Origin of the sequence: Microbacterium sp. bgisy189 (assembly GCF_965345345.1) — a bacterium.
GTDB lineage: Bacteria > Actinomycetota > Actinomycetes > Actinomycetales > Microbacteriaceae > Microbacterium.
On sequence record NZ_CBDRMZ010000015.1, the window covers coordinates 13,013 to 37,126 of the forward strand.

The 24,114-nt window shown below is 67.4% G+C and carries 29 protein-coding genes; 16 read left to right on the forward strand and 13 right to left on the reverse strand.

All coding sequences use genetic code 11. The features are described 5' to 3' along the window. Positions 1 to 60: 60 nt before the first annotated feature. The 4 genes from ACSF8R_RS14170 to ACSF8R_RS14185 all read left to right on the forward strand — a co-directional run bounded on the left by ACSF8R_RS14170 (position 61) and on the right by ACSF8R_RS14185 (position 2,845). A complete protein-coding gene (locus ACSF8R_RS14170; protein WP_434812384.1) occupies positions 61 to 1,071 on the forward strand; it encodes a DUF4192 family protein in 1,011 nt (336 codons plus the stop codon). Positions 1,072 to 1,212: 141 nt separating this feature from the next. Next, on the forward strand, positions 1,213 to 1,794 hold the full coding sequence (locus tag ACSF8R_RS14175) for a hypothetical protein (protein WP_434812385.1): 582 nt from the start codon (positions 1,213 to 1,215) through the stop codon (positions 1,792 to 1,794). 107 nt (positions 1,795 to 1,901) lie between these two features. Continuing rightward, entirely contained in the window at positions 1,902 to 2,285 is a 384-nt protein-coding gene (locus ACSF8R_RS14180; protein ID WP_434812386.1) for a hypothetical protein, read from the forward strand. 161 nt (positions 2,286 to 2,446) lie between these two features. Continuing rightward, complete coding sequence (locus ACSF8R_RS14185) at positions 2,447 to 2,845, forward strand: hypothetical protein (RefSeq protein WP_434812387.1); 399 nt, start codon at positions 2,447 to 2,449, stop codon at positions 2,843 to 2,845. Between the two features lie 305 nt (positions 2,846 to 3,150). Here the strand turns inward: ACSF8R_RS14185 and ACSF8R_RS14190 are convergent, their stop codons facing one another. Genes ACSF8R_RS14190 through ACSF8R_RS14200 form a run of 3 tightly spaced genes read right to left on the reverse strand, consistent with a single transcriptional unit; the run spans position 3,151 to position 5,664 of the window. Beyond that, entirely contained in the window at positions 3,151 to 4,419 is a 1,269-nt protein-coding gene (locus ACSF8R_RS14190; protein WP_434812388.1) for a bifunctional alpha/beta hydrolase/OsmC family protein, read from the reverse strand. A 1-nt stretch (position 4,420) separates the two neighbouring features. Further along, on the reverse strand, positions 4,421 to 5,188 hold the full coding sequence (locus tag ACSF8R_RS14195; RefSeq protein ID WP_434812389.1) for a Crp/Fnr family transcriptional regulator: 768 nt from the start codon (positions 5,186 to 5,188) through the stop codon (positions 4,421 to 4,423). A gap of 14 nt (positions 5,189 to 5,202) precedes the next feature. Continuing rightward, positions 5,203 to 5,664 carry a hypothetical protein gene (locus ACSF8R_RS14200; protein WP_434812390.1) on the reverse strand — a complete coding sequence of 154 codons (462 nt, stop codon included), beginning with the start codon at positions 5,662 to 5,664 and terminating at the stop codon, positions 5,203 to 5,205. A 111-nt stretch (positions 5,665 to 5,775) separates the two neighbouring features. Here ACSF8R_RS14200 and ACSF8R_RS14205 point away from each other — a divergent pair, with 111 nt between their 5' ends. Beyond that, positions 5,776 to 6,096: a hypothetical protein gene (locus ACSF8R_RS14205; protein ID WP_434812391.1), complete on the forward strand. Its 321-nt coding sequence runs from the start codon at positions 5,776 to 5,778 to the stop codon at positions 6,094 to 6,096. 4 nt (positions 6,097 to 6,100) lie between these two features. Here ACSF8R_RS14205 and ACSF8R_RS14210 read toward each other — a convergent pair whose 3' ends face one another. The 3 genes from ACSF8R_RS14210 to ACSF8R_RS14220 form a co-directional block, all read right to left on the reverse strand. Continuing rightward, the gene (locus ACSF8R_RS14210; protein WP_434812392.1) at positions 6,101 to 6,721 is read right to left on the reverse strand and encodes a class I SAM-dependent methyltransferase; all 621 of its coding nucleotides are present in this window, start codon (positions 6,719 to 6,721) and stop codon (positions 6,101 to 6,103) included. After that, the gene (locus tag ACSF8R_RS14215) at positions 6,718 to 7,449 is read right to left on the reverse strand and encodes a flavodoxin family protein (protein ID WP_434812393.1); all 732 of its coding nucleotides are present in this window, start codon (positions 7,447 to 7,449) and stop codon (positions 6,718 to 6,720) included. The genes ACSF8R_RS14210 and ACSF8R_RS14215 overlap by 4 nt, the downstream gene beginning before the upstream one ends. A gap of 96 nt (positions 7,450 to 7,545) precedes the next feature. After that, the gene (locus tag ACSF8R_RS14220; protein ID WP_434812394.1) at positions 7,546 to 7,905 is read right to left on the reverse strand and encodes a sulfur reduction protein DsrE; all 360 of its coding nucleotides are present in this window, start codon (positions 7,903 to 7,905) and stop codon (positions 7,546 to 7,548) included. A gap of 71 nt (positions 7,906 to 7,976) precedes the next feature. Here ACSF8R_RS14220 and ACSF8R_RS14225 point away from each other — a divergent pair, with 71 nt between their 5' ends. Together ACSF8R_RS14225 and ACSF8R_RS14230 are read left to right on the forward strand one after the other, a co-directional pair. Continuing rightward, on the forward strand, positions 7,977 to 8,585 hold the full coding sequence (locus tag ACSF8R_RS14225) for a TetR/AcrR family transcriptional regulator (protein WP_434812395.1): 609 nt from the start codon (positions 7,977 to 7,979) through the stop codon (positions 8,583 to 8,585). A gap of 69 nt (positions 8,586 to 8,654) precedes the next feature. Beyond that, positions 8,655 to 10,082, forward strand: coding sequence for a dihydrolipoyl dehydrogenase family protein (locus tag ACSF8R_RS14230; RefSeq protein ID WP_434812396.1), 1,428 nt, complete (start codon positions 8,655 to 8,657; stop codon positions 10,080 to 10,082). A 9-nt stretch (positions 10,083 to 10,091) separates the two neighbouring features. Here the strand turns inward: ACSF8R_RS14230 and ACSF8R_RS14235 are convergent, their stop codons facing one another. Together ACSF8R_RS14235 and ACSF8R_RS14240 are read right to left on the reverse strand one after the other, a co-directional pair. Further along, entirely contained in the window at positions 10,092 to 10,721 is a 630-nt protein-coding gene (locus ACSF8R_RS14235) for a CDP-alcohol phosphatidyltransferase family protein (protein ID WP_434812397.1), read from the reverse strand. Beyond that, on the reverse strand, positions 10,718 to 11,416 hold the full coding sequence (locus ACSF8R_RS14240; protein ID WP_434812398.1) for a TVP38/TMEM64 family protein: 699 nt from the start codon (positions 11,414 to 11,416) through the stop codon (positions 10,718 to 10,720). The genes ACSF8R_RS14235 and ACSF8R_RS14240 overlap by 4 nt, the downstream gene beginning before the upstream one ends. 115 nt (positions 11,417 to 11,531) lie before the next feature. On the opposite strand from ACSF8R_RS14240, the gene ACSF8R_RS14245 reads away from it, so the two are divergent. From ACSF8R_RS14245 to ACSF8R_RS14260, 4 genes are read left to right on the forward strand one after another with little or no spacing between them, the layout of a single operon-like run. Continuing rightward, a complete protein-coding gene (locus ACSF8R_RS14245; protein WP_434812399.1) occupies positions 11,532 to 12,827 on the forward strand; it encodes an ABC transporter substrate-binding protein in 1,296 nt (431 codons plus the stop codon). Beyond that, positions 12,824 to 13,660, forward strand: coding sequence for an ABC transporter permease (locus tag ACSF8R_RS14250; RefSeq protein ID WP_434812400.1), 837 nt, complete (start codon positions 12,824 to 12,826; stop codon positions 13,658 to 13,660). The genes ACSF8R_RS14245 and ACSF8R_RS14250 overlap by 4 nt, the downstream gene beginning before the upstream one ends. Beyond that, positions 13,657 to 14,526 (forward strand): ABC transporter permease, encoded by an 870-nt coding sequence (locus ACSF8R_RS14255; RefSeq protein ID WP_434812401.1) that lies wholly within the window; start codon positions 13,657 to 13,659, stop codon positions 14,524 to 14,526. Before ACSF8R_RS14250 ends, ACSF8R_RS14255 begins: the two co-directional genes overlap by 4 nt. Further along, positions 14,523 to 15,575, forward strand: coding sequence for an ABC transporter ATP-binding protein (locus ACSF8R_RS14260; protein WP_434812402.1), 1,053 nt, complete (start codon positions 14,523 to 14,525; stop codon positions 15,573 to 15,575). Before ACSF8R_RS14255 ends, ACSF8R_RS14260 begins: the two co-directional genes overlap by 4 nt. Before the next feature lie 147 nt (positions 15,576 to 15,722). Here ACSF8R_RS14260 and ACSF8R_RS14265 read toward each other — a convergent pair whose 3' ends face one another. Then, positions 15,723 to 17,075, reverse strand: a complete 1,353-nt coding sequence (locus ACSF8R_RS14265; RefSeq protein WP_434812403.1) for a dihydrolipoyl dehydrogenase family protein — start codon at positions 17,073 to 17,075, stop codon at positions 15,723 to 15,725. A 36-nt stretch (positions 17,076 to 17,111) separates the two neighbouring features. Then, entirely contained in the window at positions 17,112 to 17,411 is a 300-nt protein-coding gene (locus ACSF8R_RS14270) for a thioredoxin family protein (RefSeq protein ID WP_434812404.1), read from the reverse strand. Positions 17,412 to 17,467: 56 nt separating this feature from the next. Between ACSF8R_RS14270 and ACSF8R_RS14275 the strand changes: the two genes are divergently transcribed. Then, positions 17,468 to 17,899, forward strand: coding sequence for a heavy metal-responsive transcriptional regulator (locus ACSF8R_RS14275; RefSeq protein WP_434812405.1), 432 nt, complete (start codon positions 17,468 to 17,470; stop codon positions 17,897 to 17,899). Continuing rightward, complete coding sequence (locus ACSF8R_RS14280; protein WP_434812406.1) at positions 17,892 to 18,101, forward strand: ATP-binding cassette domain-containing protein; 210 nt, start codon at positions 17,892 to 17,894, stop codon at positions 18,099 to 18,101. The genes ACSF8R_RS14275 and ACSF8R_RS14280 overlap by 8 nt, the downstream gene beginning before the upstream one ends. Here the strand turns inward: ACSF8R_RS14280 and ACSF8R_RS14285 are convergent. Next, complete coding sequence (locus ACSF8R_RS14285) at positions 18,061 to 19,257, reverse strand: hypothetical protein (protein WP_434812407.1); 1,197 nt, start codon at positions 19,255 to 19,257, stop codon at positions 18,061 to 18,063. The two genes, ACSF8R_RS14280 and ACSF8R_RS14285, sit on opposite strands and share 41 nt — an antisense overlap. 418 nt (positions 19,258 to 19,675) lie before the next feature. Between ACSF8R_RS14285 and ACSF8R_RS14290 the strand changes: the two genes are divergently transcribed. Beyond that, positions 19,676 to 19,978 (forward strand): DUF427 domain-containing protein, encoded by a 303-nt coding sequence (locus ACSF8R_RS14290; protein WP_434812408.1) that lies wholly within the window; start codon positions 19,676 to 19,678, stop codon positions 19,976 to 19,978. 99 nt (positions 19,979 to 20,077) lie between these two features. Here the strand turns inward: ACSF8R_RS14290 and ACSF8R_RS14295 are convergent, their stop codons facing one another. Further along, positions 20,078 to 21,601, reverse strand: a complete 1,524-nt coding sequence (locus tag ACSF8R_RS14295; RefSeq protein WP_434812409.1) for a SulP family inorganic anion transporter — start codon at positions 21,599 to 21,601, stop codon at positions 20,078 to 20,080. A gap of 178 nt (positions 21,602 to 21,779) precedes the next feature. Here ACSF8R_RS14295 and ACSF8R_RS14300 point away from each other — a divergent pair, with 178 nt between their 5' ends. Together ACSF8R_RS14300 and ACSF8R_RS14305 are read left to right on the forward strand one after the other, a co-directional pair. Then, complete coding sequence (locus tag ACSF8R_RS14300; RefSeq protein WP_434812412.1) at positions 21,780 to 22,151, forward strand: MerR family transcriptional regulator; 372 nt, start codon at positions 21,780 to 21,782, stop codon at positions 22,149 to 22,151. An 86-nt stretch (positions 22,152 to 22,237) separates the two neighbouring features. Beyond that, the gene (locus ACSF8R_RS14305; protein WP_434812410.1) at positions 22,238 to 22,726 is read left to right on the forward strand and encodes a hypothetical protein; all 489 of its coding nucleotides are present in this window, start codon (positions 22,238 to 22,240) and stop codon (positions 22,724 to 22,726) included. A 234-nt stretch (positions 22,727 to 22,960) separates the two neighbouring features. On the opposite strand, the gene ACSF8R_RS14310 is transcribed toward ACSF8R_RS14305, so the two are convergent. After that, a partial coding sequence (locus ACSF8R_RS14310) for an IS30 family transposase (RefSeq protein ID WP_434812411.1) occupies positions 22,961 to 24,114 on the reverse strand: 1,154 nt, incomplete at its 5' end.

The following is a 24,114-nucleotide window of genomic DNA, read 5'->3' on the forward strand; positions in this document are numbered from 1 at the left end:
CGGAGGCCTCCCGTAGCCTGTAAATGTCACATTCACTAGCCAACGTTCCGGGAGGACACCATGGCCACCACACCGACCACCATCAAGGCGGGCACCCCGCGCGACTTCCTCGGCCTCGTGCCCGCGCTGCTCGGCTTCACCCCGCAGGACTCGCTCGTGCTCGTGCCCTTCGAGGCGTCGCGCACGATCGGGGCGATGCGACTCGACCTCGACGCGGATGCCGCGACGCTCGCGCACACCAGCCTCGGGCTGGTCTGCCGAGTGCCGCGCGTGACCGGGGTAGCCGCCGTGATCTACGCCGCCGAGGACGCCGACAGCACCCGCGATCTCGGCCAGCAGATCGCCGATGTCGCCGACCGGCAGGGACTGCACCTGGTGGACGTGCTCTACGTCGCCAGCGACGGCTACGGCAGCCACCTGACCGGCGAGGCACCGCGCCCCGTCGCCGAGATCGCGACCCCGGACGCGCTGCGCGAGAAGGTCGCAGCATCCCAGACCGCCGGGGCGAGCATCCCCGACGCCGACCCGGCGCGTGCCGCCCGGATCGCGTTCGCGGCCGCGCGGATGGACGACGATGCCCTCGCGGACTTCGTCGCCGTCGCGGAGGACGCCCTGACCGGTGACCCCGCCGACCTCGACACCCGCCAGGCTGCGATCCTGCTCACCGGCATCGGCATCCCGCTGTGGCGTGACGTGGCCCTCATCCAGTGGGCCACCGACCGCGGCAACGGCACCCGTGCCCTGGCCGCGCAGATCGGCCACTCGATCATGGGCGCACCCGTCCCCGAGAGCATCGCCCGCACCCTCTACGGGCAGGGCGATCGTCCCGACGCCGACCGGCTGACGGCGGGCCTCGCGCTCGTGCGCCACCTTGCCGCCTACGCCGACGACCAGCAGCGCCCCAACCTGCTCGCCGCCGCCGCGTGGCTGTCCTGGGCGCTGGGCCGCTCCACTCACGCCGCCGTCTACACCGACCGCGCCCTCGCGATCGACCCCGACCACGGCATGAGCCAGATCGTCGCGACCCTCTGCTCGGCAGCAGTTTTGCCCGACTGGGCGTTCTCCCGCTGAGCGCACCGAGTGCCCCGCCGGGCATCCCGGCGGGGCACTCCCCTGTCACCGTGCCGCACTCGCGATGTCCCCGCGCGATGTCGGAGGCCGCCCGTATCCTGTGAATGTCACATTCACTAGCCAACATTCCGGGAGGACACCATGACCGACACCATCAACAACGTCCACGACATCCGCGCAGCCGTCGAGCGCGCAATGCGCCACCACGCGCCGCTGCGCGCCGAGTTCGATGCCGGGTGGACAACGATCGAGCCCGACGAGCTGCGGCAGGCATGGGACGACTACAGCCTCAGTGACCCGTTCACCCTCGACCCGGCCATGCCGACCCTGCTCGCCCGTATCGAGGCTGACCACCCGAACGGAGACACCCGAATCTGGGTACCCCTCGGCGGACAAGGCGACCCCGACTACCTGGATGTCGTCGTGGTCACAAACCGCACCGTCTCCCGGTACACCGTGCGCGACGGCCAGATCGAGCACCCCTGCACCCTCCCCGAGGATTGCCCCCGCACCAACACCGCCGAGCGCACATGGAGGCAAGCGGCGAGCGCCACTCGCGCCGCGATCCTCGACCTCAACTCCGCCGCCAACAACACCGAGTACCTGCGCGGGCAGATCGAGACGTACCTGGCAGTATTCGGCCGATTCGAGCCGGGGGCCGATGCCGATGCCAAGCGCGAGCGCGTCACCGCCGAGATCACCGCGGCGATCGCCCGTCAGTGAGTCCGCCGGGCGGGCGCACCCATCGGCGCCGCCCGCCCGGCCAATGTCGGAGGCCACACGTAGCCTGTGAATGTCACATTCACCGTCGAGAGTCCAAGGAGGACGCCATGACCGAACCCACCACCCTGCTCACCCGCACACCCGGCGACACGTTCCGGTTCCGCGGCACCGAGTACGTGCTGATCGACTTCGCCCGCACCAAGGCGAAGATCGCCCCGGCCGCTGACCCCGGCAAGGTCTACACGCTCGCCCGCACCGCGACCGTCGAGCCGACTGGACACAGCGACGACGCGCTCGCCGCCGCACTACAGGCATCCGCTGTCGCTCCGCCGACCCTGACCCCCGGAGCCCGCGTGCGCATCGTCACCAACCCCCGCACCACCCGCGACGGGCTGGCCGGAGTCGAGACGATCATCGTGCGCACCAACCCCAAGACGTACACGCTCGCCAACGGCTGGCGCGTCAGCCCCGGACTGGTCGAAGCCGTCTGACCCCTCGCCGCCGCCGGACGCGCACACAACCCCGGCGGCGGCGAGCACCACCCCACCCCGAGGGGAGCCGGCGATTGCCACTCCCCTCGGCGGGAGGGACTCGAGATCGACACCCGCCGCGCGCTCGCCGTAGGCCCGCGCGCACCATCCAGGAGGACACCATGACCACCACCGACACCGCGGCCACCGCCACGGCCCGCATCCCCGCCGACGACCTGATCGACCGGCTGTGGAGCCTCATGCACGAGATCGAAGCAGCCGACTTCCCCGCGCTGCGCATCGTCGAGCTCGACGAGCCGACCGACTACGGCGAGCGCACCGTGCTGTGGTGCCCGCGGTGCGATCAGCACGTCAACGTCGAGGACGGCTACCTGCGCGCGATCGACGTGGACGTGCGCTACAACAGCGTCGGCCAGATCAACCCCACCGAGCGCACCCTGCCGATCTACGAGGCCGATCCTGACCCCGGCGACGTTCTCGTGTACCTGCACCAGACCGACGAGCACGGCGAACACGGCGTGCGACTCCCCGACGCCTGGCAGGGCGTCTGGAAGGCATAGCGGCATCTACCGCGTGAGCGCCCCACACCCCACCGTTGGGGCGCTCACGCGCACCGCCGCCGCCGCTGTAGGGAACGGCGCGACTTGTCCACCGCGCGCACGTCAGAGCCGGCTATCGACTCGAGAAATGTCCACGTGCTGCAGCGTCATCGTTGCGTGAAGATGTCCACTTCCCCTTTGGGACGAGCGTCCGCAAGCGGATCCCTCAGCGTGAATGGTTCGTTCGGGGATTGCCTTCGTCCGTGACAGCTGGTTGGTGACCAGATCGACCGAATCATCAAACGAGCGCGCAAGGGGGCGCCTGTCTAGGCTGCTGATTTGAGACTTGTGGCGAGGGTGGTGGTTACGGCGACGCTGCCGTGCAGCGTGCGGTGGACCGGGCAGCGATCCGCGATGGTGAGGAGCGAGTCGTGCTGTGCGGGGGTGAGCGTTCCCTGGATCGAGATTGTTCGGGTGATGTGGTCGACGTGCCTTGTTTGTGTGGCGCAGTTCGCGCAGTCCTCGGCATGAATGCGCGAGTGGGTTAGTTCCACGCTGATTCTTCCGATGGACCACTGCTTGCGTTCTGCGTACATCCGCAGGGTCATCGACGTGCACGCACCCAGAGCCGCGAGTAGATATTCGTAGGGGGATGGGCCGGAGTCTGCGCCGATCGGCTCGGGCTCGTCGGCGGTCAGCTCGTGGCGCGACGTTTTCACGGCTTGACCGTAGGGGCCGTGCCCGTTCTCGGCGACGCGGACGACCCCTTGTTCGGGCCATTTGTCCGCGGGGCGGGGCGACGGATGCACGATGCTGGCCGGGGCTGTGACGTAGCGGCTGGCCCAGGCTCCGATGACTCCGGCGGCGAACTCCGCGTCGCGTCGCGCTGTCAGCAGGTGGTCAGCGCCGTCGAGGGCGACGAATGACTTGGGATGGGGGGCTGAGTCGAAGATCTCGCGGGCGTTTTCGACGGGCACGATGCGATCGACAGGAGAATGCATGACCAGCAGAGCGGCATCGAGCTGGTTGATGGCACCCCGCTGCTGCTGATCGGCGAGATCTCGCAGCAGGTCGTTGCCGACGCGGAAGGGTCGCCCGCCCAGGTCCACCCACGCTGAGCCTGTCGCGGCGATTTCGGCCGTGTGTCCGTCGACGAATCGGAGTACGTGGCGTGGGTCGGCGGGGGCGCCGATCGTGGCGACGGCGGTTACTTCGGGGATGCGGCTGGCGGCGGCGAGTACGGCGGCGCCACCGAGGGAGTGGCCGATCAGAAGGCTGGGAGCGGCGTAGTGGACACGAAGGTGGTCGGCGGCGGCGATGAGGTCGCCGACGTTGGACGTGAAGGTTGTGTCGGCGAATTCGCCGCCCGACTGTCCCAGTCCGGTGAAATCGAAGCGCAGGACCGCGATGCCGTGTTCTGTCAGTGCCCGTGAGATTCGAGCGGCCGCGACGGAGTCCTTGCCGCAGGTGAAGCAATGCGCGAACAGAGCGTATGCGACGGGCGTGGCGGGAGGTGACTCGAGCCGACCTGCCAGGGTGTGTCCGTGTGTGCCGGGAAACTCAATGAGCTTCTGGTCGGCGAGGCGGCTGCTCATGTCACGCCATCTTCTTCGACAGGATCGTGAGCTGGTCGAGGTCGAGCAGCACGATCCTGCCGCGCGCCTGTCGGATGAGCCCGCGGGAGGCGAGGTCCGCCATCGTCTTGCTCGTCGATTCGCGGGTGGCGCCGAGGAGTCCGGCGAGCTGATCGTGAGTCAGCCGGATCGTGACGTGCCCGACACGGGAGCGGCGCTGCGATTCGGCCAGTCGCACGAGTGTGCTGGCCACTCGTGCCAGCAATGGTCGCAGGGCGAGGTCGGTGAGTCGTTCTTCGAGCCGGGCGACCTGCTCGCCGAGGATTCGGGAGATGCGGATCGCGATCCTCGGGTCTGAGAGCATGTGCCGTTCGACGTCGCGTACGCTCAGCTGGCAAATCGCGGTGTCCTCGATGGCCTCGGCATAGTTGTCATACATGCGCTGGCCGACCAGGAGCATCTCCCCGAACACCGCGCCGGGTTCGAGGATGGCCATGGTCAGCGCCTTGCCGTCTTCCGTGACCCGGAAGATCCGCACCCGTCCCGCTTTGAGGATGAACAGCGCCGTGATCGGTTGGCTCTGACTGAAGATCAGTTCGCCGTTGCGGAACCTGCGCGCGGGAGCCATCTCATCGAACGCGGCGATCTCCTCGGGGGTGAGATCGGCGAACAGGTCGACCTCGCTGAGGCAGCTGAAGAGCTCGTCACTGGTCGGGGTCAATGGATTGGCCTCCCGTCGCTGGGGTGCCCACGGGCGCCGCTCTGCGATCGGCGCTGCGGTGACGTCCATGGCGCACTCTTCCATCATCGACGACGGGCGAGCACCGCGACAGCAACAACACCGAGGATGCCGCCGTAGATGACGTGACCCATGAGGGAGAACAGCGCGGTGGAGTCGATGGTGAACAGCGGCATCCCCATCATCATCGGCATGATCACGAGCGGGCCGAGTACCCACCAGATGGCTCCATACACCATTCCCACGATGAGTCCGCGGAGGTACCCGGTGAGTAGGAGGTTGCCGAACAGCACCGTGAGGCCGAGGCCGATGATGATCGAGATCATCATGTGGATGCCGAACCCGACCGCCGCGACATCGGAGCCGACCATCATGGCGATCATGGGGAGCATGCCCATCACGGCCATGAGCATCCCGAAGACGAGGCCGCCGGCGACGCCGCCGACGACGCCGGCGAGGACGCGCTGCCAGAAGGTGGCGGTGCCGCGGGTGCCGAGCAGGGTGGAGGACGAGGTTGAGGTGGTCATGATTCTTCCTTTCTGGAGAGGATCGATGACTGACGGTATTCCCGCGGGTTTGTGGAGTTCTGCGACCCAGGACACACAGCACCGCGATGTCTTGGGGGCACACTGGAACGCATGGAAATCGAGATCCTGCACATCGACGAATGCCCGAACTGGCAGGAGGCGGGTGCTCGTGTCCGGCAGTCGCTGCAGGAGCTGGGGGCGCCGGTGGTTCCCGTGACGTTCACCCTGCTCTCCACCGTCGAAGAGGCCGCCGCACGGCCTTTCGCGGGCTCGCCGACGGTGCTGATCGACGGTGTCGACGCGTTCCCCTCCGACGGGGCAACAGCAGATCTCGCGTGCCGGGTCTACCGTGTCGACGGTCGGTTCGCGGGAGCGCCGTCGGTCGCTGACCTGCGCTCCGTCCTGGCACCCGCGCTGTTTGCGCGCGGCTGATCTGTCATCGGACGGTGCCGGCGACCACCTGGATGTGACCGCCGCGGAGATCTCGGGTGTCCAGATCCTGACCGTCGGCGAGAAGCAGCTCCCAGGGGTGCGCGTGGATGTCCGATCCTCCGATCGCACAAGCGAGCCGCGCAAGCGGCGCGAAGATTCGGGCGCGACCCGTCGGCACCCGCATGTCGACGATGCATGCTCGTCCGCCCGGTCTCAGCGCGGCGCGCATGCGCGTCCACGCGGCGGACGGGGCGTCGATCGCGCTCATCGCGTAGGTCGAGATCACGGCGTCGACGGGTCGCCCGCCGATCGCGTCCAGACGGAAATCCGTGGCGTCCGCCTCGACGAGTCGGACATGCGACCAGCGCTCCTTCTCGATGCGGCGTCTCGCAACGCCGAGCATCTGGGCGCTGCGGTCCAGCCCGATCACGCTCCCGGTCGGACCGACCGCGTCAGCGAGGAGCGCGAGGTTGAGCCCGGTGCCGCAGCCGACATCCAGCACGGTGTCACCGTGCCGAAGGCCCAGCATCCGCACGCCCTCCACACGCCCGATGCGGTAGATCGCCTCTCCGGCGAGGAGGTCGTAGACGCCGGCGCCGATGCCGTACGCGGCGCGGTCGGTCACCGATACTCGGGGTTTGCGTCGAACCCGAACCGCTCTCCGTCATTCCACGCCTGACGCAGGTTGCCGTATGCCGGGATGCCTCCGGCGTCTTTCAGCATTCGTGCGGTGTGCAGCAGGTTCCAGGTCATGAACGTCGTGTTGCGGTTGGTGAAGTCGTTCTCCGGGCCTCCCGACCCGGGGTCGAGGTAGCTGGGTCCCGGGCCGACCTCGCCGATCCAGCCGGCGTCGGCAGCGGGCGGAATCGTGAACCCGATGTGCTGCAGGCTGTAGAGGATCGCCATCGCGGCGTGCTTGACGCCGTCCTCATTCCCGGTGATCAGGGCACCGCCGGTCTTGCCGTAATACACGTACTGACCCTTGTCATTGAACAGCCCGCTCATGGCGTAGAGCCGTTCGATGAGTTGACGGGTGATTGACGCGTTGTCGCCGAGCCAGAGCGGGCCGCCGATCACGAGGATGTCGGCGGCGTCGATCTTCGGCCAGATCTCCTCCGGCCAGGCGTCCGTGGGCCACCCGTGTTCGCGCATGTCGGGATACACGCCGGTGGCGATGTCGTGGTCGATGAACCGGATGTTCTCCACGGTCACACCCTGCGCGCGCATCAGCGCGATGCTGCGATCCATCAGCCCCTGCGTGTGGCTGAGATCGGGGCTGCGCTTGAGCGTGCAGTTGATGAACACGGCCTTCAGGTCGTCGTAGGTTGCCGGTGGGCGTCGGTGCTCGGTCATGGCGGTCACTCTATGCCTGGCGTCCGTCCGGGTTCTGTGTGCGAGATCACGCAGGCTCGGGTGCAGTGCCGATGCGGAGCTGCACCCGGGCCTGGCTCAGAAGTTGAGGACCTGGCGCCCCTGGTTCACGAGGTCGCGGATGCTCGCCTCGCCCGCGTTGTCGTCGATCAGCGCCCACCCGGCTTCCTCGATCCGGTCCCGGACCTTGTGGCTGGTCGCGCAGAACTTGCAGGCCCCGAGCACGGTCGGCCGGATCCCTCCGATGAGGGCGTGCATCGGACTTGACGGGTCGCTCACCGCAGCGAGGGCCTCGACTCCGGCCCCGTCAAACAGGACGACGACATCGTCCCCGGCCGCGGCGAACTCAGCCGCCGTCTTCAAACCGCGATAGACCCGCGATGTATCCCCGGGGATGGGTTCGTAGATGACGACAGCGATCTTGTTCTTCTCGGTCATGACTCTCCTTGGATATACATACCGGTCGGTATATCTGGCTATTGTACATACCGATCTGTAAAATCAACACCATGACATCTTCATCCCCGATGACCGGCGTCGCTCGACCTGCGCCCGCGCGGGAGCGCCTGCTGGCTGCGGCCAGTGCCCTGTTTTACGCCGAGGGCATCACGGCGACCGGGGTGGATCGTGTTGCCGCCGCAGCCGGGGTGACGAAGCCGACGCTGTACAACAACTTCCGCAGCAAGGAAGAGCTCGTCGCCGCCTGCCTACGGGGCCAGTTGGAGGCGTGGGCGGCGGCGACAGCGGTCGCCGATCGCCCTGCAGCGGGCGCTGCGAAGCGGGTCAGCATTCTGTTCGAGGTGCTGGCCGCTGATGCGCTCAGCGCCGACTATCGTGGCTGCCCGTTCACGAACGCGGCCGTCGAGATGCGGCAGAGCGAGCTCGTGATGACGGTGGTGCACGAGTACCGCCGCCGAATCACCGCGCACGTCGGTGAGCTCGTCGGTGATCCTCACTCCCCAGCGATCGATGCGATTCTCTACCTCTACGACGGGGCGATCGCCGCTGTGAAGACGACCGGTGATCCGACCCATGTGCTGCGGGCGCGCGATGCGGCCCTGCACGCACTTCCCACGTATGTGACTTCGGTCACGGTTCCCACGCCCGTGACCGACTAGAACGGAAGTCACGCCCGGCTGGGCGGGCGGCACGGCCGTGCCGACGTGAACAGGGCGAAGAGGGAACGAATGCCGGAGCCGATCGTGTGGGATCTTGTCGTTATCGGAGGGGGAAGCGCGGGGCTGGTTGCCAGCAAGACGGCGGCGGGCTTCGGCGCGAAAGTGCTCCTCATTGAGCGTGAACGGCTGGGTGGGGACTGCCTGTGGACGGGGTGCGTGCCCTCGAAAGCACTCATCGCTGCCGGTCACCGCGCCGCCATGGTCCGCGATGCCGGCTGGACTGGCGCGAGAGAGTGGGAGGCGGACGCATTCCGTTCCGCGATGGTGTCGGTGCAGCGCGCGATTGAGACGATCGCACCGGTCGATTCGATCGATGCGCTCGAGGCGGAGAACGTGTCGGTGCTGATGGGGGATGCCCGTTTCACGTCGGAAGCCACGCTGAGCGTGGACGGCGCCGAGGTGCGATTCCGTCAGGCGCTCATCGCTACGGGAACCTCCCCGGTAATCCCTGCCATCGCCGGCGACGTGGTGCGCATGCGCACGAGTGAGAGCTTCTGGGATCTCCGCGAACTCCCCGAACGTCTGGTCGTGCTCGGCGGGGGTGCGATCGGCTGCGAGCTCGGGCAGGCGATGGCCCGGCTCGGGTCACAGGTGACGATCGTGCACCGCGGCGCCCGCATCCTCCCGAAAGAGGACGCCGATGCCAGCCACATCGTCCATGTCGCGATGCTCCGGGATGGGGTGGAGGTCCGGACCGGCCGCACAGCGGCCGCGCTCCGTTCACGCGACGGCGAGTCGGGTGTCCTCAGCCTCGATGACGGCACGACCATCGACTTCGACGTGCTGGTCGCGGCGCTGGGTCGCGCTCCGCACACCGACGTGCTGGGCCTGGACCTCGCCGGAGTGCGCACCGATGCAGAGGGATATATCGCGGTCGACGGGATGCTGCGCACCACGAATCCGCGGATCTGGGCGGCTGGCGATGTCACAGGCCTTCCGAAATTCACCCACACCGCCGGGGTGAACGGCAGTGTCGCGGCCACCAACGCGATCCTCGGATTGCGGCGAAGAGCCGAGACGCGGGTCATCCCACGGGTCACCTTCACCTCACCCGAAGTCGCCGCCGTCGGGCTACCGCCGGCAGACGCGGACCGCCGCGGCCACCGGGTCGTGACCTGGGACCACGCGCACTCCGACCGCGCGATCGCCGAGGGCGACACCACCGGTTACACCCGTATCGTGGTCGACCGCCGCGGCACGATCCTGGGCGGCACGATCGTCGGCCCCCGGGCAGGGGAGACGCTGGGGGAGCTGACCCTCGCTGTCCAGGCGCGGCTCACCACCAGCACGCTTGCCGGCACCACGCACGCCTACCCGACGTACAACGATCCGCTGTGGAACACCGCCGTCGCCGACGTCCGGCACCGACTCGGCCGCGGAGTCGTCGCTCGCGCGATCCGGGTGCTGCGGCGGATTCGCCGACGCCGCGTCGCGTGACGCGCGCGGTCAGCGGAGGATGCGGATCGCGCTGACGATGCGCTGGCCGGCACTGACGAAGACGAACGCTGCCCAGATGAGCGCGATCTGCCATGCGAAGGCGGGCAGGATCAGCCAGAGGCTGTGGACGACGATCGTCTCGGTGCCTTCCGCGATCCGGCCGAGGAACGACAGCGACCGGCCGTCATCGATCTGGCGGCCGGTGCGTTCGGCGATCGAGGAGAACGCGAGGAACGCCGTGCCGTTCAGGTAATACGCCAGCAGCACCAGCATGAACGGCCACCATGGTGCGTCGTACGCGATCGTGACGCCGACCGCGACACCGACAACCGTCGTCCCGTAGACCACGAAGTCGGCGATGATGTCGAGGAACCCGCCCACCTCACTCGAGGAGCTCCCCGTGTCGGCGGCGCGGCGTCGACGGGCCAGTGCGCCGTCGAGACCGTCGAATACCCGCGAGAGCAGCCAGGCTGCCAGCGCGGGCCACCACAGCTGCATGGCGGCGAGCACCGCACTGCTCAGGCCGACCAGCATCCCGACCAGTGTCAGCCGATTCGGTGTGATCCAGCGGATGTCGAGGAGGCGCGCTCCCCAGCCGATCGGGGCGGAAAGTGCGCGGCGCATCGGGGCATCGATCATGAGGGAGCATCCTGTTCCTCGTCGCCGGCGTGGTCGGAGCGGTCCGTGTCGCGCATCCGGCGGCGGGCGCGGGCAGCGTAGATCGCCCCGCCGAGAGTGAGCACGCCCAGCGCGCCCATCGCGATGAAGAACGGCCAGCCGAGCGTCAGCCCGTACGCGCCGACAGCAACGTAGGCGATGGTGCCGGGGATTATGCCGACCGTCGTGCCGATCGTGTAGTCGCGCAGCCGAACGCTCGTCAGCCCGGCGGTGTAGTTGAGCACGGTGAACGGGACCAGCGGCACCAGGCGCGCACCGATCACCGCGGCGACCCCTCGCTGCGCCAGAAGCCGGTCGACCTGGGCGACACGAGTTCCGGTGAGTCTTTCCACGATGCTCCGCCCGAGCAACCGGCTGACGGCGAACGCCAGGAACGCACCGAGCACCGCCCCGACGTAGACGATCAGGAACCCCACCGGCAGCCCCCACACCAGCCCCGCCGCGATACTCACGACATTCTTCGGCACCGGGGTCAGCGAGGCCACGGCATAGGCGACCGAGAATCCGGCCGCCACCCACAGCCCGCCCGACTCGGCGGCCGCGCGCACGTCCTCCACGCTGGGCAGAGGAACGAGCACCCCCACGATGACGGCGACGACCACGAACACAACGAACGCGGCCGCCCGCCAGGTCACTGCGGGCGTCAGGTATCGCATCGTCCCCATCGTAGACAGCACCGCACCGCCGGTCTGTGTTGTGGATCACTGACCGCGGAGCGCTCGGCACCTAGGGTTTCCTCACGACCTGTCACCCACCTGAAGGACTTCATTCGTGCTGTTCACCTCACGGCCCATCGCCCGCTCCCGCCTGCGCACCGCGCTCACTGCCGCGGCGATGGGTGCCGCCAGCGCTCTCATCCTCACCTCGTGCGCGAGTGGCGGGCCAGCAGGCGGCGACGATGGTGCGGCACCCAGGGCAGAAGGCACGTTCTCTGACTGGGATGCGGTGCTCGCCGATGCCGACGGGCAGAGTGTGGACCTGTGGATGTGGGGTGGCGACGAACAGGGCAACGCGTACATCGACGACGTGCTCGCTCCGGCTGTGGCCGAGTACGGTGTCACGCTCAACCGGGTGCCGATCGCTGACACCGGGGAAGCGCTCAACCGGGTGCTCACCGAATTGCAGGCTGGCCGAACGGATGACGGCACCGTCGATCTGATCTGGGTCAACGGCGACAACTTCCGCACTGGCGTCGAAGCCGACGCGTGGCTGTGCGACTGGACCGACCTGCTGCCCGCGATGGCGAATGTCGATGCCGCCGATCCGCTGCTCACCGAAGACTTCGGCACGCCGGTGAACGGCTGCGAGGCGCCGTGGAGCAAAGCGCAGTTCACGTTCGCGTACAACTCCGATGCCGTCACCGATCCGCCGACGACGGTCGCCGAACTGCTCGCCTGGGCAAAGGAGCACCCCGGAAGGTTCACGTATCCGGCGCCGCCGGACTTCACCGGGTCCGCATTCGTCCGACACGTCCTGTACAGCACCTCCGGGGGCTGGGAGAACGTGCCGGCCGCATTCAGCCCTACCGCGTTCGATGAGCTCACCCCGGCCCTCTACGACGCCCTCGCCGACGTGGCGCCCTCGCTCTGGCGGGGCGGCGACACCTACCCAGCCGATTCGGAGCAGCTGAATAAACTGTATGCCGACGGACAGGTCGACTTCACGATGACCTATGGTCCCGCGACCCTCACGCAGCTCGTCGCCGACGGCACCTACCCGGCCGGCACGAAGGTACTCACCCTCGAGGAAGGAACACTCGGCAATGCCAGCTTCCTCGCCATTCCCGCCAACGCCGCAGCTACAGCAGGTGCGATGGTCGTCGCCGACACCGCGCTCACCGTCGCCCAGCAGGTCGCCAAGGCGAACCCGGGCACGTGGGGGCAGTTCACCGTCCTCGACGACGACCGTCTGAGCGACGCCGACCGTGCCGCGTTCGACGCACTTCCGCAATCCCCCGTCGTGCCCGCGTTCGATGTCCTGTCCGAAAACGCCAACCCTGAGCTTGCCGCAGCCTGGGTGCCCGAACTCGACGAGGGCTGGCGCACCCGCATTCCCGCCGGCCGATGATCACCACCCCACAGCGGCTGCTCGTCCTCGTCGCGATCGCACCCGCGGCGGTCGTGGTCATCGGGGGGCTCGGCTCGACAGCGCTGCAGAGCGTCGGACTGATGCCGCTGGTGGGGTCACCCCGTCTCAGCGCGGACGCGTTCGTGACCGTCGCGGCAGAAGTTCCGGTCGCGGCAGGGGTCTCGGTCGGGATCGCTGCGGCATCCACTCTCCTCGCCGTGGTCATCGGCGGTGCCGCGGCGGTGCTGATCGTCTCGGGCGGGCTGCTCGCGCGCGGCCTCATCGGGTTGAGCGCTGCGACGGTGACCGTCCCGCACCTGATCGGGGCGGCGATGATCGGGCTGCTGCTGGCGGACTCCGGAGTCCTCGCGCGCGTGCTGCAGGTGCCCGCTGAGGGGTGGCCGTCGTTCGTCGGCGGTCCATGGTGGGCGGCGGTGATCATCGAATACGCGTGGAAGGAGTCCGCGTTCGTGGCGCTGGTGGTCGCCGGGACCTTGGCGACCCGGGTCGCCCGATTCGATGAGACTGCGGCGATGCTGGGCGCGGGGCGGGTGACGCGGCTGAGGCTGGTGCTGATCCCGTTGGCGCTGCCCTCACTGATCATTGCGGGAGCGATCACGTTCGTCTACACACTCGGTTCGTACGAGGTCGCGTGGCTGCTGGGGCGGACCTACCCTGAACCGCTCTCGGTGATGGCGGTGCGCCTCTATGGCGAGGTCAGTCTGTCGTCGCGTCCCGAGGCGGCCGCGGTCGCCGTGGTCATCATCGCCCTCGCAGCGCTCGGCGCGGGCATCGCGTTCCTGCTGCTGCGACGGTCGGCGGTGTGGCGATGACCCTCTCCGTCCGAGACCTCCCAGCGCCTGTCGCCTCGCATCGCGGGCGACTCCCGGGCGATCCCGGGCGCCCGCTCACCACCCCGGGCGGTGCATCCCGGGCGGCACGCCGCGGGATGGCGCTGCTGCTGCTCGGCTGGTTCGCGCTGCCTTTCGTGCCCTTGCTTGTCTGGGCGTTCGCGGACCGGTGGGCGTTTCCGTCGGTGCTTCCGCAGGAGTGGGGGGTGGGCGGGCTGTCGTCCGCCTTCGCGCAGGGCGGCGCTGCGGCCTTCGGAAGGTCGCTGCTGCTGGGCCTGGTCGTCGCCGCTATCGCGACGCCGCTCGGAGCGATCCTGGGCCGCGCCCTCGCCCTCGGCTGGGCACCGGCACCCCGTCTGGTGACCGCGGTGGTGTTCGCGCCCGTCCTGCTTCCACCGTTCGCTGCAGCGCTCGGCATCAACGTGCTCCTCCTTCGCGCCCACGTGCCCGCGCTGGCGGGGCTCGTGCTGGTGCTCGTCGCGATGGCCCTTCCCTACACGACCTTCTCGATGCGGGCCGCGTACGCCGCGCATGACCTGGGCTACGAGGAGGAGGCCCGCACCCTCGGTGCGTCCCGGGCGCGGGTGCTCTGGCAGGTGCACGTCCCGCTCCTCGCCCCGGCTCTGGCCCGGTCGGCGTTCCTGGCCTTCCTCGTCGGATGGAGCGACTACATCATCACCGTCATGGTCGGCGGCGGGCAGATCGTCACCCTTCCCCTCATCACCGCATCTGCGGCCTCCGGCGTCGGCAACGACGCACTCGTCGCCGCCCTCTCGCTTGCAGCAGTCATCCCCCCAGTGCTGCTACTGCTCGTCCTTGTTCGTGGAGACCGGAGGATGACGCCGTGAGCACCGCGATCACACTCCAGTCAGTCACCAAGCAGTTCACCGCCGGGTCGGCGCCGGCACTGCGCGGCATCAACCTCGACATCCTCTCGGGCGCCCGCACCGCGATCCTCGGACCGAGCGGTTCGGGCAAGAGCACGATCCTGCGGATGATCGCCGGGCTCGAAGACCCCAGCGACGGACAGATCCTCCTGAATGGACGCGACGTCACGGGCGTTCTTCCCGAGCGGCGCGGCATCGGGATGGTCTTCCAACGGCCCCTGCTGTTCCCGCACCTCTCCGTGCTCGACAACATCGCCTTCCCGCTCCGCGCCGCCGGCCTCTCCCGCCGGGCCGCCCGAGAGGCGGCGCATCCCTCCCTCGACCTCGTACAGCTGCCCGGATTCGAACAGCGCAGCGTGTCCTCCCTCTCCGGAGGGCAGCAGCAGCGCGTCGCCATCGCTCGCACGCTCGCCGCGAAACCCACGATCCTGCTCCTGGACGAACCGTTCAGCGCACTGGATCCCGCCCTGCGCGATGACATGCACGCCCTGCTCACACGCCTCCGCACCGAACTGCCACCCACCGTGGTGATCGTCACCCACGACCGCGACGAGGCCGCCGCGGTCGCCGACCACATCGCCGTCATCGAGCACGGCACCCTGCTGCAGCACGACACCGTCGAGCGGATCTACCACCGACCCACCAGCCTGGCAGTCGCGCGACTGATGGGAGGACGCAACGAGATCGCCGGCACAGTGCAGCGCGCCCGGCACCACTCGGACCTGGGGTCGATTCCGGTGGATGCCAGCACCCCCGACGGACCCGGCACCCTGGTCGTGCGTCCCGAAGCGGTGCGCATCATCGCATCGCCGCACGAGACCCGACCCGGCGAACCCACGCACACCGCCACAGTGCAGGGCGTGACCCGCACCGGCATCCGCCGATCCCTCGTGATGAGCAGCGGATCGGCGCTGGTCACCGCCGACCTCCCCGCGGGGGTCGAGGCGCCCGTCGGCGCCACAGTCACGTTCGGCTTCGCGCCGGACGCCCCGTCTGTCGTACCGTCGTAAGCTCGTCTTCATTCTCTTACTGGGCATCGCCGACCTGGTCGCTCGGGAATGAAAAGTTCCCGTTCTGATCAACGTCCCGCTTCGCAAGTCCTAGCTCAAACGAGAGCCAGCATCCTCGATGGCTGGTGACAGCAGACTGTCGCCGATCTAGAGCATGGAGCCGAGGTCTGATCCGACCGTGGGGTAGGCGGCCGTGGCGGACCTGAGTTGCGGGGCGGTGAGCCCGAGCTTGATCGCCAGGCCGACGGTGTTGATCAGTTCGCCGTACTCGGGTCCGAGCAGGTGGGCGCCGACGATCAGGCCGGTGGACTTATCGATGAGGATCTTGGCGGCAGCAGTGTGCTCGCCGACCCGGTAGTTCGAGTACCAGTCGCTGGTGTCGGTGAAGCGAACATCTAAATCGATGCCCTGCTCGCGGGCCTCGGTCTCGAGCAAGCCGACGCGGACCAACTCCGGGATGGTGAAGACCGCGGTGGGGATCCCAGTGTAGTCCGGAGTGGTGGTGGTGCCCTTGATCATGTTGGACGCGGCGACTTTCGCTTCGGAGACCGCGACCGGAGTCAGCGGCATCCCGGCGGTGTCAGCCGAGTCACCCGCAGCCCACACGGCCGGGTTCGTGGGGCTTTGCAAGTGGCCGTCCACGCGGACGCCGCGGTCGCTCCACTCCACACCGGCGGCATCCAAATCCATGCCGGCGAGGTCGGCGACGCGCCCCGCGCCGTGCACGACGAGGTCGGCCTCGATCGTTTCGGTTACACCGTCGCGTTCAACGACCACTCGATAGACCGGGCCATCCTTCTCGACAGCGGTGATGTGTGTCTGGCGTCTCAGATCGATGCCGACACTCCGACTCCGGTCGATGAGGAGTTCCACAAGGTCCGGATCGAAGCCCTTCAAGGGGCGGGCGCCGCGGTCGATGATCACCGGCGCGCTCCCGGCGCGGGCGACGATGTGCGCGAACTCGAACGAGATGAAACCGCCGCCGACGAACAGGATCCGTGCAGGGAGGGCGTCGAGGTCCAGGAACTGGGTGCTGTCGATGAGGTGCTCGTCACCGGGGAAGTCGAGCGGTCGCGGTCGGGCTCCGGTCGAGATCAGGAAACGCTTCGAGTCATAGCGGGTGCCGTCGATGTCGATCTGGTGGGTGCCGGTGAAACGCGCGTGCCCGTGCAGGGTGTTGACGCCGCTGCGCGCCAGGTCGGTTTCCATGCGCCCGGGGACCGGGTCGGTGAAGCCGTGTTTGTGCGCCATCAGGTCCGCCCAGTTGATCGACAGCCCCATGTCATCAATGCCCTTTCCGTGCATAAGTCGGGCGCTGTCGATGATCTCGGCCCCGCGTCGCAGGATCTTCTTCGGATCGCACCCGCGCAGCGCGCACGTTCCGCCATAGGGAAGGGAGTCGACGATCGCGACCCTCCAACCGTGGGTGGCGCACTTCTTCGCGGCGGCGATGCCGGCCATGCCCGCGCCGATGACGATCAGATCGTAGGTCTCGTTCATGAATGGTCCTTTCGCAAGGTCGGATCAAAGATCAGGTCACGCATCGGCCAAGACCGTGCGGAGCTGCTCGACGGTGGGCGCTCCGGCATACCCGTGCGGAGTCGGATACATGCGGCACGTCAGCCCTACCGGCGAGCCGGGCTGGGCGAAGACATCGATGCCGTCGACCTGGATGCTGGGCGATCCGAGGAACCCGACCTGTTCGGCCTCCTCAGGTGTCCGGACCAGCTGGCGTCTTACCGTGATGTCGGGGCGTTCGAGAGCCAACAACCGTAGCCGCTCGTCCGCGATCTTCCAGTTCGGGCATCCGTCGAAGTAAAGCAAGGTCACGTCCATCCCGCCACTGTAAACCTTGCACCCTAGTACAAGGTCAAGCGCGTATCATCACAGGCATGCGCATCGGAGAAGTCGCCGCCGCCGCCGGCGTCGATCCCCAGACCATCCGCTTCTACGAGCGCAGGGGTTTGCTTCCCCCACCTCAGCGTGACCCGAACGGCTACCGCGCCTACGAGGACCCGATCCTCCCCCGACTGCAGTTCATCCGCAGCGGACAGGGCGCGGGACTCACCCTGGTCGAGATCGCCACCATCCTCGACATGCGGGGGGACGGTGTCATGCCTTGCCTCCACGTCCGCGATCTTCTCTCCACCAAGCTCCGCGACGTCCGCGCGCGACGTGCGGAACTCGCAGCCCTCGAAGCAGAGCTGGAAGCGCTCATCAACCGCAGCGACGGCCTGAATCCGGTTGACTGCACCGATACCGATGTCTGTCACATCATCTCCCAGACACCCGTCACAAAAGCCCCAAACCCGCCCGATGAGTAGCCCGTGTCATGATGTCACCAAGCAGTTCACTTCCGGGTCTGCTCCGGCTCTGCAAGCCGTCAACCTCGACATTCTCACGGGTGCCCGCATCGCGATCCTCGGGCCGTGCGGTTCCGGCAAGAGCACGACTCTGCGGGTGATCGCCGGACTCGAAGCAGTGTTCAGCTTCGCGCCGGGCGCCCCGTCTGTCGTACCGTCGTGAGACCGCTCGGCCGCGCTGTAATCGCGACCGGTGCTCCCGCCAACGGCAGCAGTCGCCTCAGTGCCGCGTTTTCGGCGGGGTCGAGCACCGAGTGCTGCACGCACGCCGGCACCAGTCGTCCCGTTTCGGGGTGACTCATCGCATACATGCACGCTCCGAGCCGCTCCTGCGTCTCGAGGAGCAGTGGATCGTCGCTGCTCGCGCCGCGTTCCATCAGCTCCCAGGCGGGTGCGACCTGCGCGGCGTCCATGAAGTTGTGCACCACGAAGCTGGTGGATCGGATCCGGCGCCGCCACGCCGCCCGCACCGTCCGCCGCACACCGCCGGCCCGGCGAACGATCCGCCGCACCTGTCCCACGAAGACCGCGAGATCGCCCGGGTGACGGGCGATCGCCCGAAGGATCTTCACCGCCAGCACGGCCGCCCGCGTGCCGCCGAAGACCACACCACCATGGTGGGCAAGGAGCCGGTCGCGAGCTGCGACATCGCGCGGATCGTCAGGATCGATGAGAGCGGCGAATCGGCCGTCGACGCGCATCCCGGTCGCGTACCGGTTGCAGCGCGGGTCACCGAACTGCGTCCCCTGCCAGGGGAGGCGCTGCCCCGCGCCCTCCTCGATCTGCGCCCACACCCGGTCGATGGACACTTCGGCGAAGTCCTCCTTCCACCGCCGATCGTCGCCCACGAACGCCGCCGGCTGAAAGGACAGCATGTCGAACGGCATCCCCAGCACCACCCGCGTCGTCGACGCGACTTCGCCGAGATTTGACGGCGTCACTGTCATGTTGTGCGCCAGATACGAGCGCACACCGTGATCGCGCTGCAGATCGACGAACATCTGCGCAAACCGAGCTCGGAACGGATCCAACTCCGCCTCGGACCGCGGACGCACAGCACCACGCCGCCCCCGCATCAGCGAATCGAAATGCGCGGCGAACGACACCCGATCAAACCTCGGACTGCCGTCCTCATCGAGCACCACGTCGCGCAAGTACTCGTCGTCGAAGTCGCCGTGGGTCATCGACATCGGCTCACGCCCGTAGCGGCGCATCGTCGCCAGCGCCGCGGCGTGGTCAGCCGCAGACAGGAGGCTGACCTCCCCGCCGATCAATTGCGCGTGCGCCCTCGGCCCGCGCAGCTCGCGCAGGAACCTCATCTGCGCGTCGATCTGCTCGAGCGTGTGATCGCCGTCGATCCGGACTTTGTTCGCGTCCGCCGAGTGGTAACACGGCGAACAGGTCAGATCGCACTTCGGGAACACACCATGCGTGCCTTCGCACCCGATCGCGCTGCGGCCCAGGAGCTGGTTGGGAGTCTTCACATGATCAGGCAGGTCCGCCCAGCGCCGATCGAGCGCAGCTCGGCTGGCCGGATGGATCGGGCGTGTGGCGAACTCCCACTCGCTAAGCCACCGCGTCACACGCATTCGCACTCCCGTCGTCGCCGCACCTGTCCGTCCCCGATCCCACCACGACCACGCTGGCCGCGACAGTGATCTGGGTCACCGTCGCGCCCCTCGCAGGCGTCGTACGGTGATGTCCCGATCGCCGAAGAGCGAACCGACAGGAGCAACCATGAAGGCAGTACTGGGCGACACGATTCTCGCCGAAGCCGACCGCGACGACCTGATCTCGATCGAGGGGAACTGGTACTTCCCGCCATCCAGCGTCAACTTCGAACACCTGGTCTCGAGCCCTACGCCCTACGCGTGTGCCTGGAAGGGTGCGTGCCAGTACCTCACCGTCAACGCCGGCGAAGTCGTCCTGAAAGATCGCGCGTGGTCATACCCTGACCCACTACCGGGGTCCATCGAGCGCGTGGGCCGCGACTTCTCTGGGTACGTGGCCTTCTGGAAGGAAGTAAGCGTCATCGAGTAGGGCGCGTGCGGCGTTGAGCCGTGCACCCGAAACACCCGATCCTTGTCGAGCGGAGTGAAGCGCCTTGAACAGTGGGGCTCAGCGAGATACGTGTGCGGGTCAGTGGCCGGCGCCGAGTCCGCCGGTGAGTCGTCCGTGGAGTTTGGTGGTGGCTTCGTTCATGCCCTCGAGGATGACGTATTTGTGGAGGTGCTCGTATTTGGTGACGATCGCGTCGAGGGCGGCGACGGTGGAGGCGTCCCAGATGTGTGATTGGGACATGTCGATGATGACCCGTTCGGGGTCGTGGGTGTATTCGAACTGGGTGGTGAGGTCGTTGCTGGAGGCGAAGAACAGTTCTCCGTTGACGGTGTAGCGGACGGTGGGGACGGATGCTTCTTTGTCGATGTGGCGGGTGACGCTGACGAAGTGCGCGACGCGGCGGGCGAACAGGATCATCGCGGTCAGTACGCCGACGCCGACGCCGACGGCGAGGTTGTGCGTCCATACGGTGATCACCACGGTGATGAGCATCACCGCGGTCTCGCTTTTCGGCATCCGCTTCAGCGTCGAGAGTCGCACGCTGTGCCAGTCGAAGGTGGCGACGGAGACGACGATCATCACGGCGACGAGGGCTGCCATCGGGATGACGGCCACGATGTCACCGAGGACCAAGACGAGGATGAGCACGAAGACGCCGGCGAGGAAGGTCGAGATGCGAGTACGCGCGCCGGAGGCTTTCACGTTGATCATGGTTTGGCCGATCATGGCGCAGCCGCCCATGCCGCCGAAGACGCCGGAGAGAAGGTTGGCGGCGCCCTGGCCGAATGCTTCGCGGGTCTTGCGGGAGTGGGTGTCGGTGATGTCGTCGACGAGTTTCGCGGTCATCAAGGACTCGAGCAGGCCGACGATGGCCATGGCTGCCGCGTAGGGGGCGATGATTTGCAGCGTCTCCCAGGTCAACGGCACGTTCGGAATGAACAGCTCGGGAAGGCTCTGCGGGAGGTCTCCCTGGTCGCCGACCGTGGGGACGTTGAGTCCGAAGGTGACGGCTGCGGCCGTGAGGAGGACGATGGCGATGAGCGGCGCGGGGATGACCTTGGTCATCAACGGCATGAGGTACATGATGAGCAGGCCGATGACGACGAGCGGGTAGACCAGCCAGGGCACGTCGATCAGCTGCGGGAACTGGGACGTGAAGATCAGAATGGCGAGGGCGTTGACGAACCCGACCATCACACTGCGGGGGATGAATCGCATCAGCTTCGCCACGCCGAGCGCGGCGAAGACGACCTGGATGAGGCCACCCAGGAGCACGGTGGCGATGAAGTAGTCCATCCCGTATTCGCGGGCGACGGGGGCGATGACCAGGGCGATCGCGCCGGTCGCGGCGGTGATCATGGCGGGTCGCCCACCCAGGAACGAGATCGCGACAGCCATCACGAAGGACGAGAACAGGCCCACGCGAGGGTCGACACCGGCGATGATCGAGAACGCGATGGCTTCGGGGATGAGCGCGATCGCCACCACCAGCCCGGCGAGGACTTCACGGGTGAGGATGCGGGGGCTGCGGAGCGCTTGCATCACGGTGGGTTCGATGCGGTAACGGGTTTTCGGGTGTTGAACGGGGATGACGTCAGTCATGGCACTCCAAACGGGGAGAGGGGGCTGTCGGTGACGGCCGGATGAGAGCGCACCGGTGCGCGGAACTGCCGAGCTTTCTCGGCGGGAGAGAATTGGGGAGCACGACCAAGAAATGATCGAACGTGACGAAGACTACCGTAACGTGAGAGTTGGTCGCCAATCGAACGGAGCCGCACCCATGACCGCTACGACGACGATGCACATCGGAGAGCTCGCCGAACGGACCGGGCTGTCGTTGCGCACCATTCGCCACTACGACGAGATCGGCATCCTCAAGCCCACCGGGCGGACCGAGGGCGGCTTTCGCCTCTACACCGCCGAAGACGAGTCACGACTCCTCCTGATTCGTCGCATGAAACCCCTCGGCTACTCCCTCGAAGAAACGGGAGAGCTTCTCGAGCTCATTGACGCGCTTGCCGAGGACCCCGGCGACGAGAGGCTGCGCGATCGTCTGGAATTGGTGCGTGCCGAAGCTGCGGGCCGTCGTGATCGCTTGCGGGCTCAGCTTGAAGCCGCCGACGACTTCCTCGAGCAACTCGGCCGCCGCTGACCGTTCGGCCGCACCCGGTGCCCGATCCAGCCAATGGCCATCCTGCTACCGTAAAATCTTCCGTGACGTGAGATTTGGAGATCGGTATGGTGACGGAAGGCAAGCACCCCCTTCAGCAGGAGGACTACCACCTGATCCAGGACTACATGCTCACCAAGGCGGTGATGTGTCTGGCCACGAACGCCAACCTGGTCGAATGGGAACACGAGATCGCGGGCATGCAGGAAGCGTCCGGCGAGCAGTGGCTACGACGGAACGCGATGCTCTTGGACTACACCCTCGCCCGCATCCTCGCCGCCTACGGCCGAAATGCGCACCTCGCCGAAGCCGACCGGGCGGGACCGACCGAAGCATTCGTGCGCAGCTTCGTCGCGGCCGTCGCCGCACAAGATCACGCCAGCGCTGAAGGGCTCTGGGTGGCAGCCAATGAGAACACAACCCAGCTCACCGGGAAGCGGATGCCCTCAACCACCCCACTCCTGATCAGGGTTCGGCAAACCGCCCAACATCGCGAGGCCGAGTTGGACCTTGACGGGGTCCCAGACGAATACTTCCCCGCGCAATTCGTTTCATAGCGTGAGAAGCGGACCTATCCCGCGGGTTCTCCCATGCGTAGAGTCTCCCGCGTACACCGACATCAGCAGTTTGGCGCCAAGCGCCCTTTCAGGAGTACCGATAGCCGGTCGGTCACCGCGACGCCGGCGCGGCGCGCCCCGAGTAAAGGTGCACAGCCTCTCTCGGAACTCCTGAGTTCCCGTTGTCGGCGGCGCTCGAATTCTGAACGTTTTCGGCGTCTTGCATTCCAGCAGTCATCGCAACGAGGGATGATTCTCGGAGGCTAGCAGAGCGTGGAATAGCTCGTGGGGCGTTCGGTCGTTGAGAGTGATTCGGGGGCGCCGATTGAGCTCGAGCTCGACCCGGGCGAGGTCCCGAGGGCTGTGGACCGACAAGTCGGTGGACTTCGGGAAGTATTGCCGCAACAGGCCGTTGGCGTTCTCGTTGCTGCCTCGCTGCCAAGGGCTCGCGGCGTCGCAGAAGTAGATACGGGTTCCTGTGTCGGCCGATACGTCGAGGTGCCTGGCCATCTCGGTGCCCTGGTCCCACGTCAGCGTGCGGCGCAACCGCGGCGGCAGTGCGCCGAGGGTGCGAACGAGGGCCGCATGCATCTCGATGGAGTTGAACGCCGGCAAGTGCAGCAGCTTCACGTAGCGGGTTTGCCGTTCCACGAGCGCGCCGATCGCGGAGCGGTTGTGAGGGCCGACGATCAGGTCGCCTTCCCAATGACCCGCCACGGAACGGTCGGTGGGGTCGAAGCCGCGCTGATGAACCGACAGCATCGGTTGCGCGAACCGGCGTCCGGCGCGGATCTGACGGGTGTGACCACGTCGGTGATCACGCCCAGTCCGTAGCGGCGAGGTCGACGGCTTCCGGAGGATGCCAGTGGCGGGGCGGTAGATCGCCTGATAGATCGTCTCCGTCGCGACCCGCCGTGCGGGTTCTTCCGGATGCGCGCGCCGCAACGCTCGAGAGATCTGCTGCGGACTCCACCGCTCCCTCAGCCGCGCGACCACGAACGAACGCAACATCGGGTCGGTCATCAGCTTCAGCGGTCGCGGTCGCGTTCGCCGACGCCGGCTCGCGGCGGTCGCGTGCGCGTGAAACGGTCGATACTGCCCCGACGAATGCAGATTTCGTCGCAGCTCACGACTGATCGTCGACGGAGTCCTCCCGAGTATCTTCGCGATCGCCGTGGGACCCACGCCGCGCGATGCAAGATCGGCGATCTGAACCCGTTCCTCCTCCGAGAGGAACCGAGGCGAGATGACACGGACGGAGAGCGGCTCGAGCGGTGGCACGATCTTGACGGTGCCATCCTTGCGTCGGACCGTCGTGCCGTTCTTCCAGATGTTCGCTGCAGACCGGCTGACGCCCACCTCCCGCGCCGCCGCGGACATGGACCAGC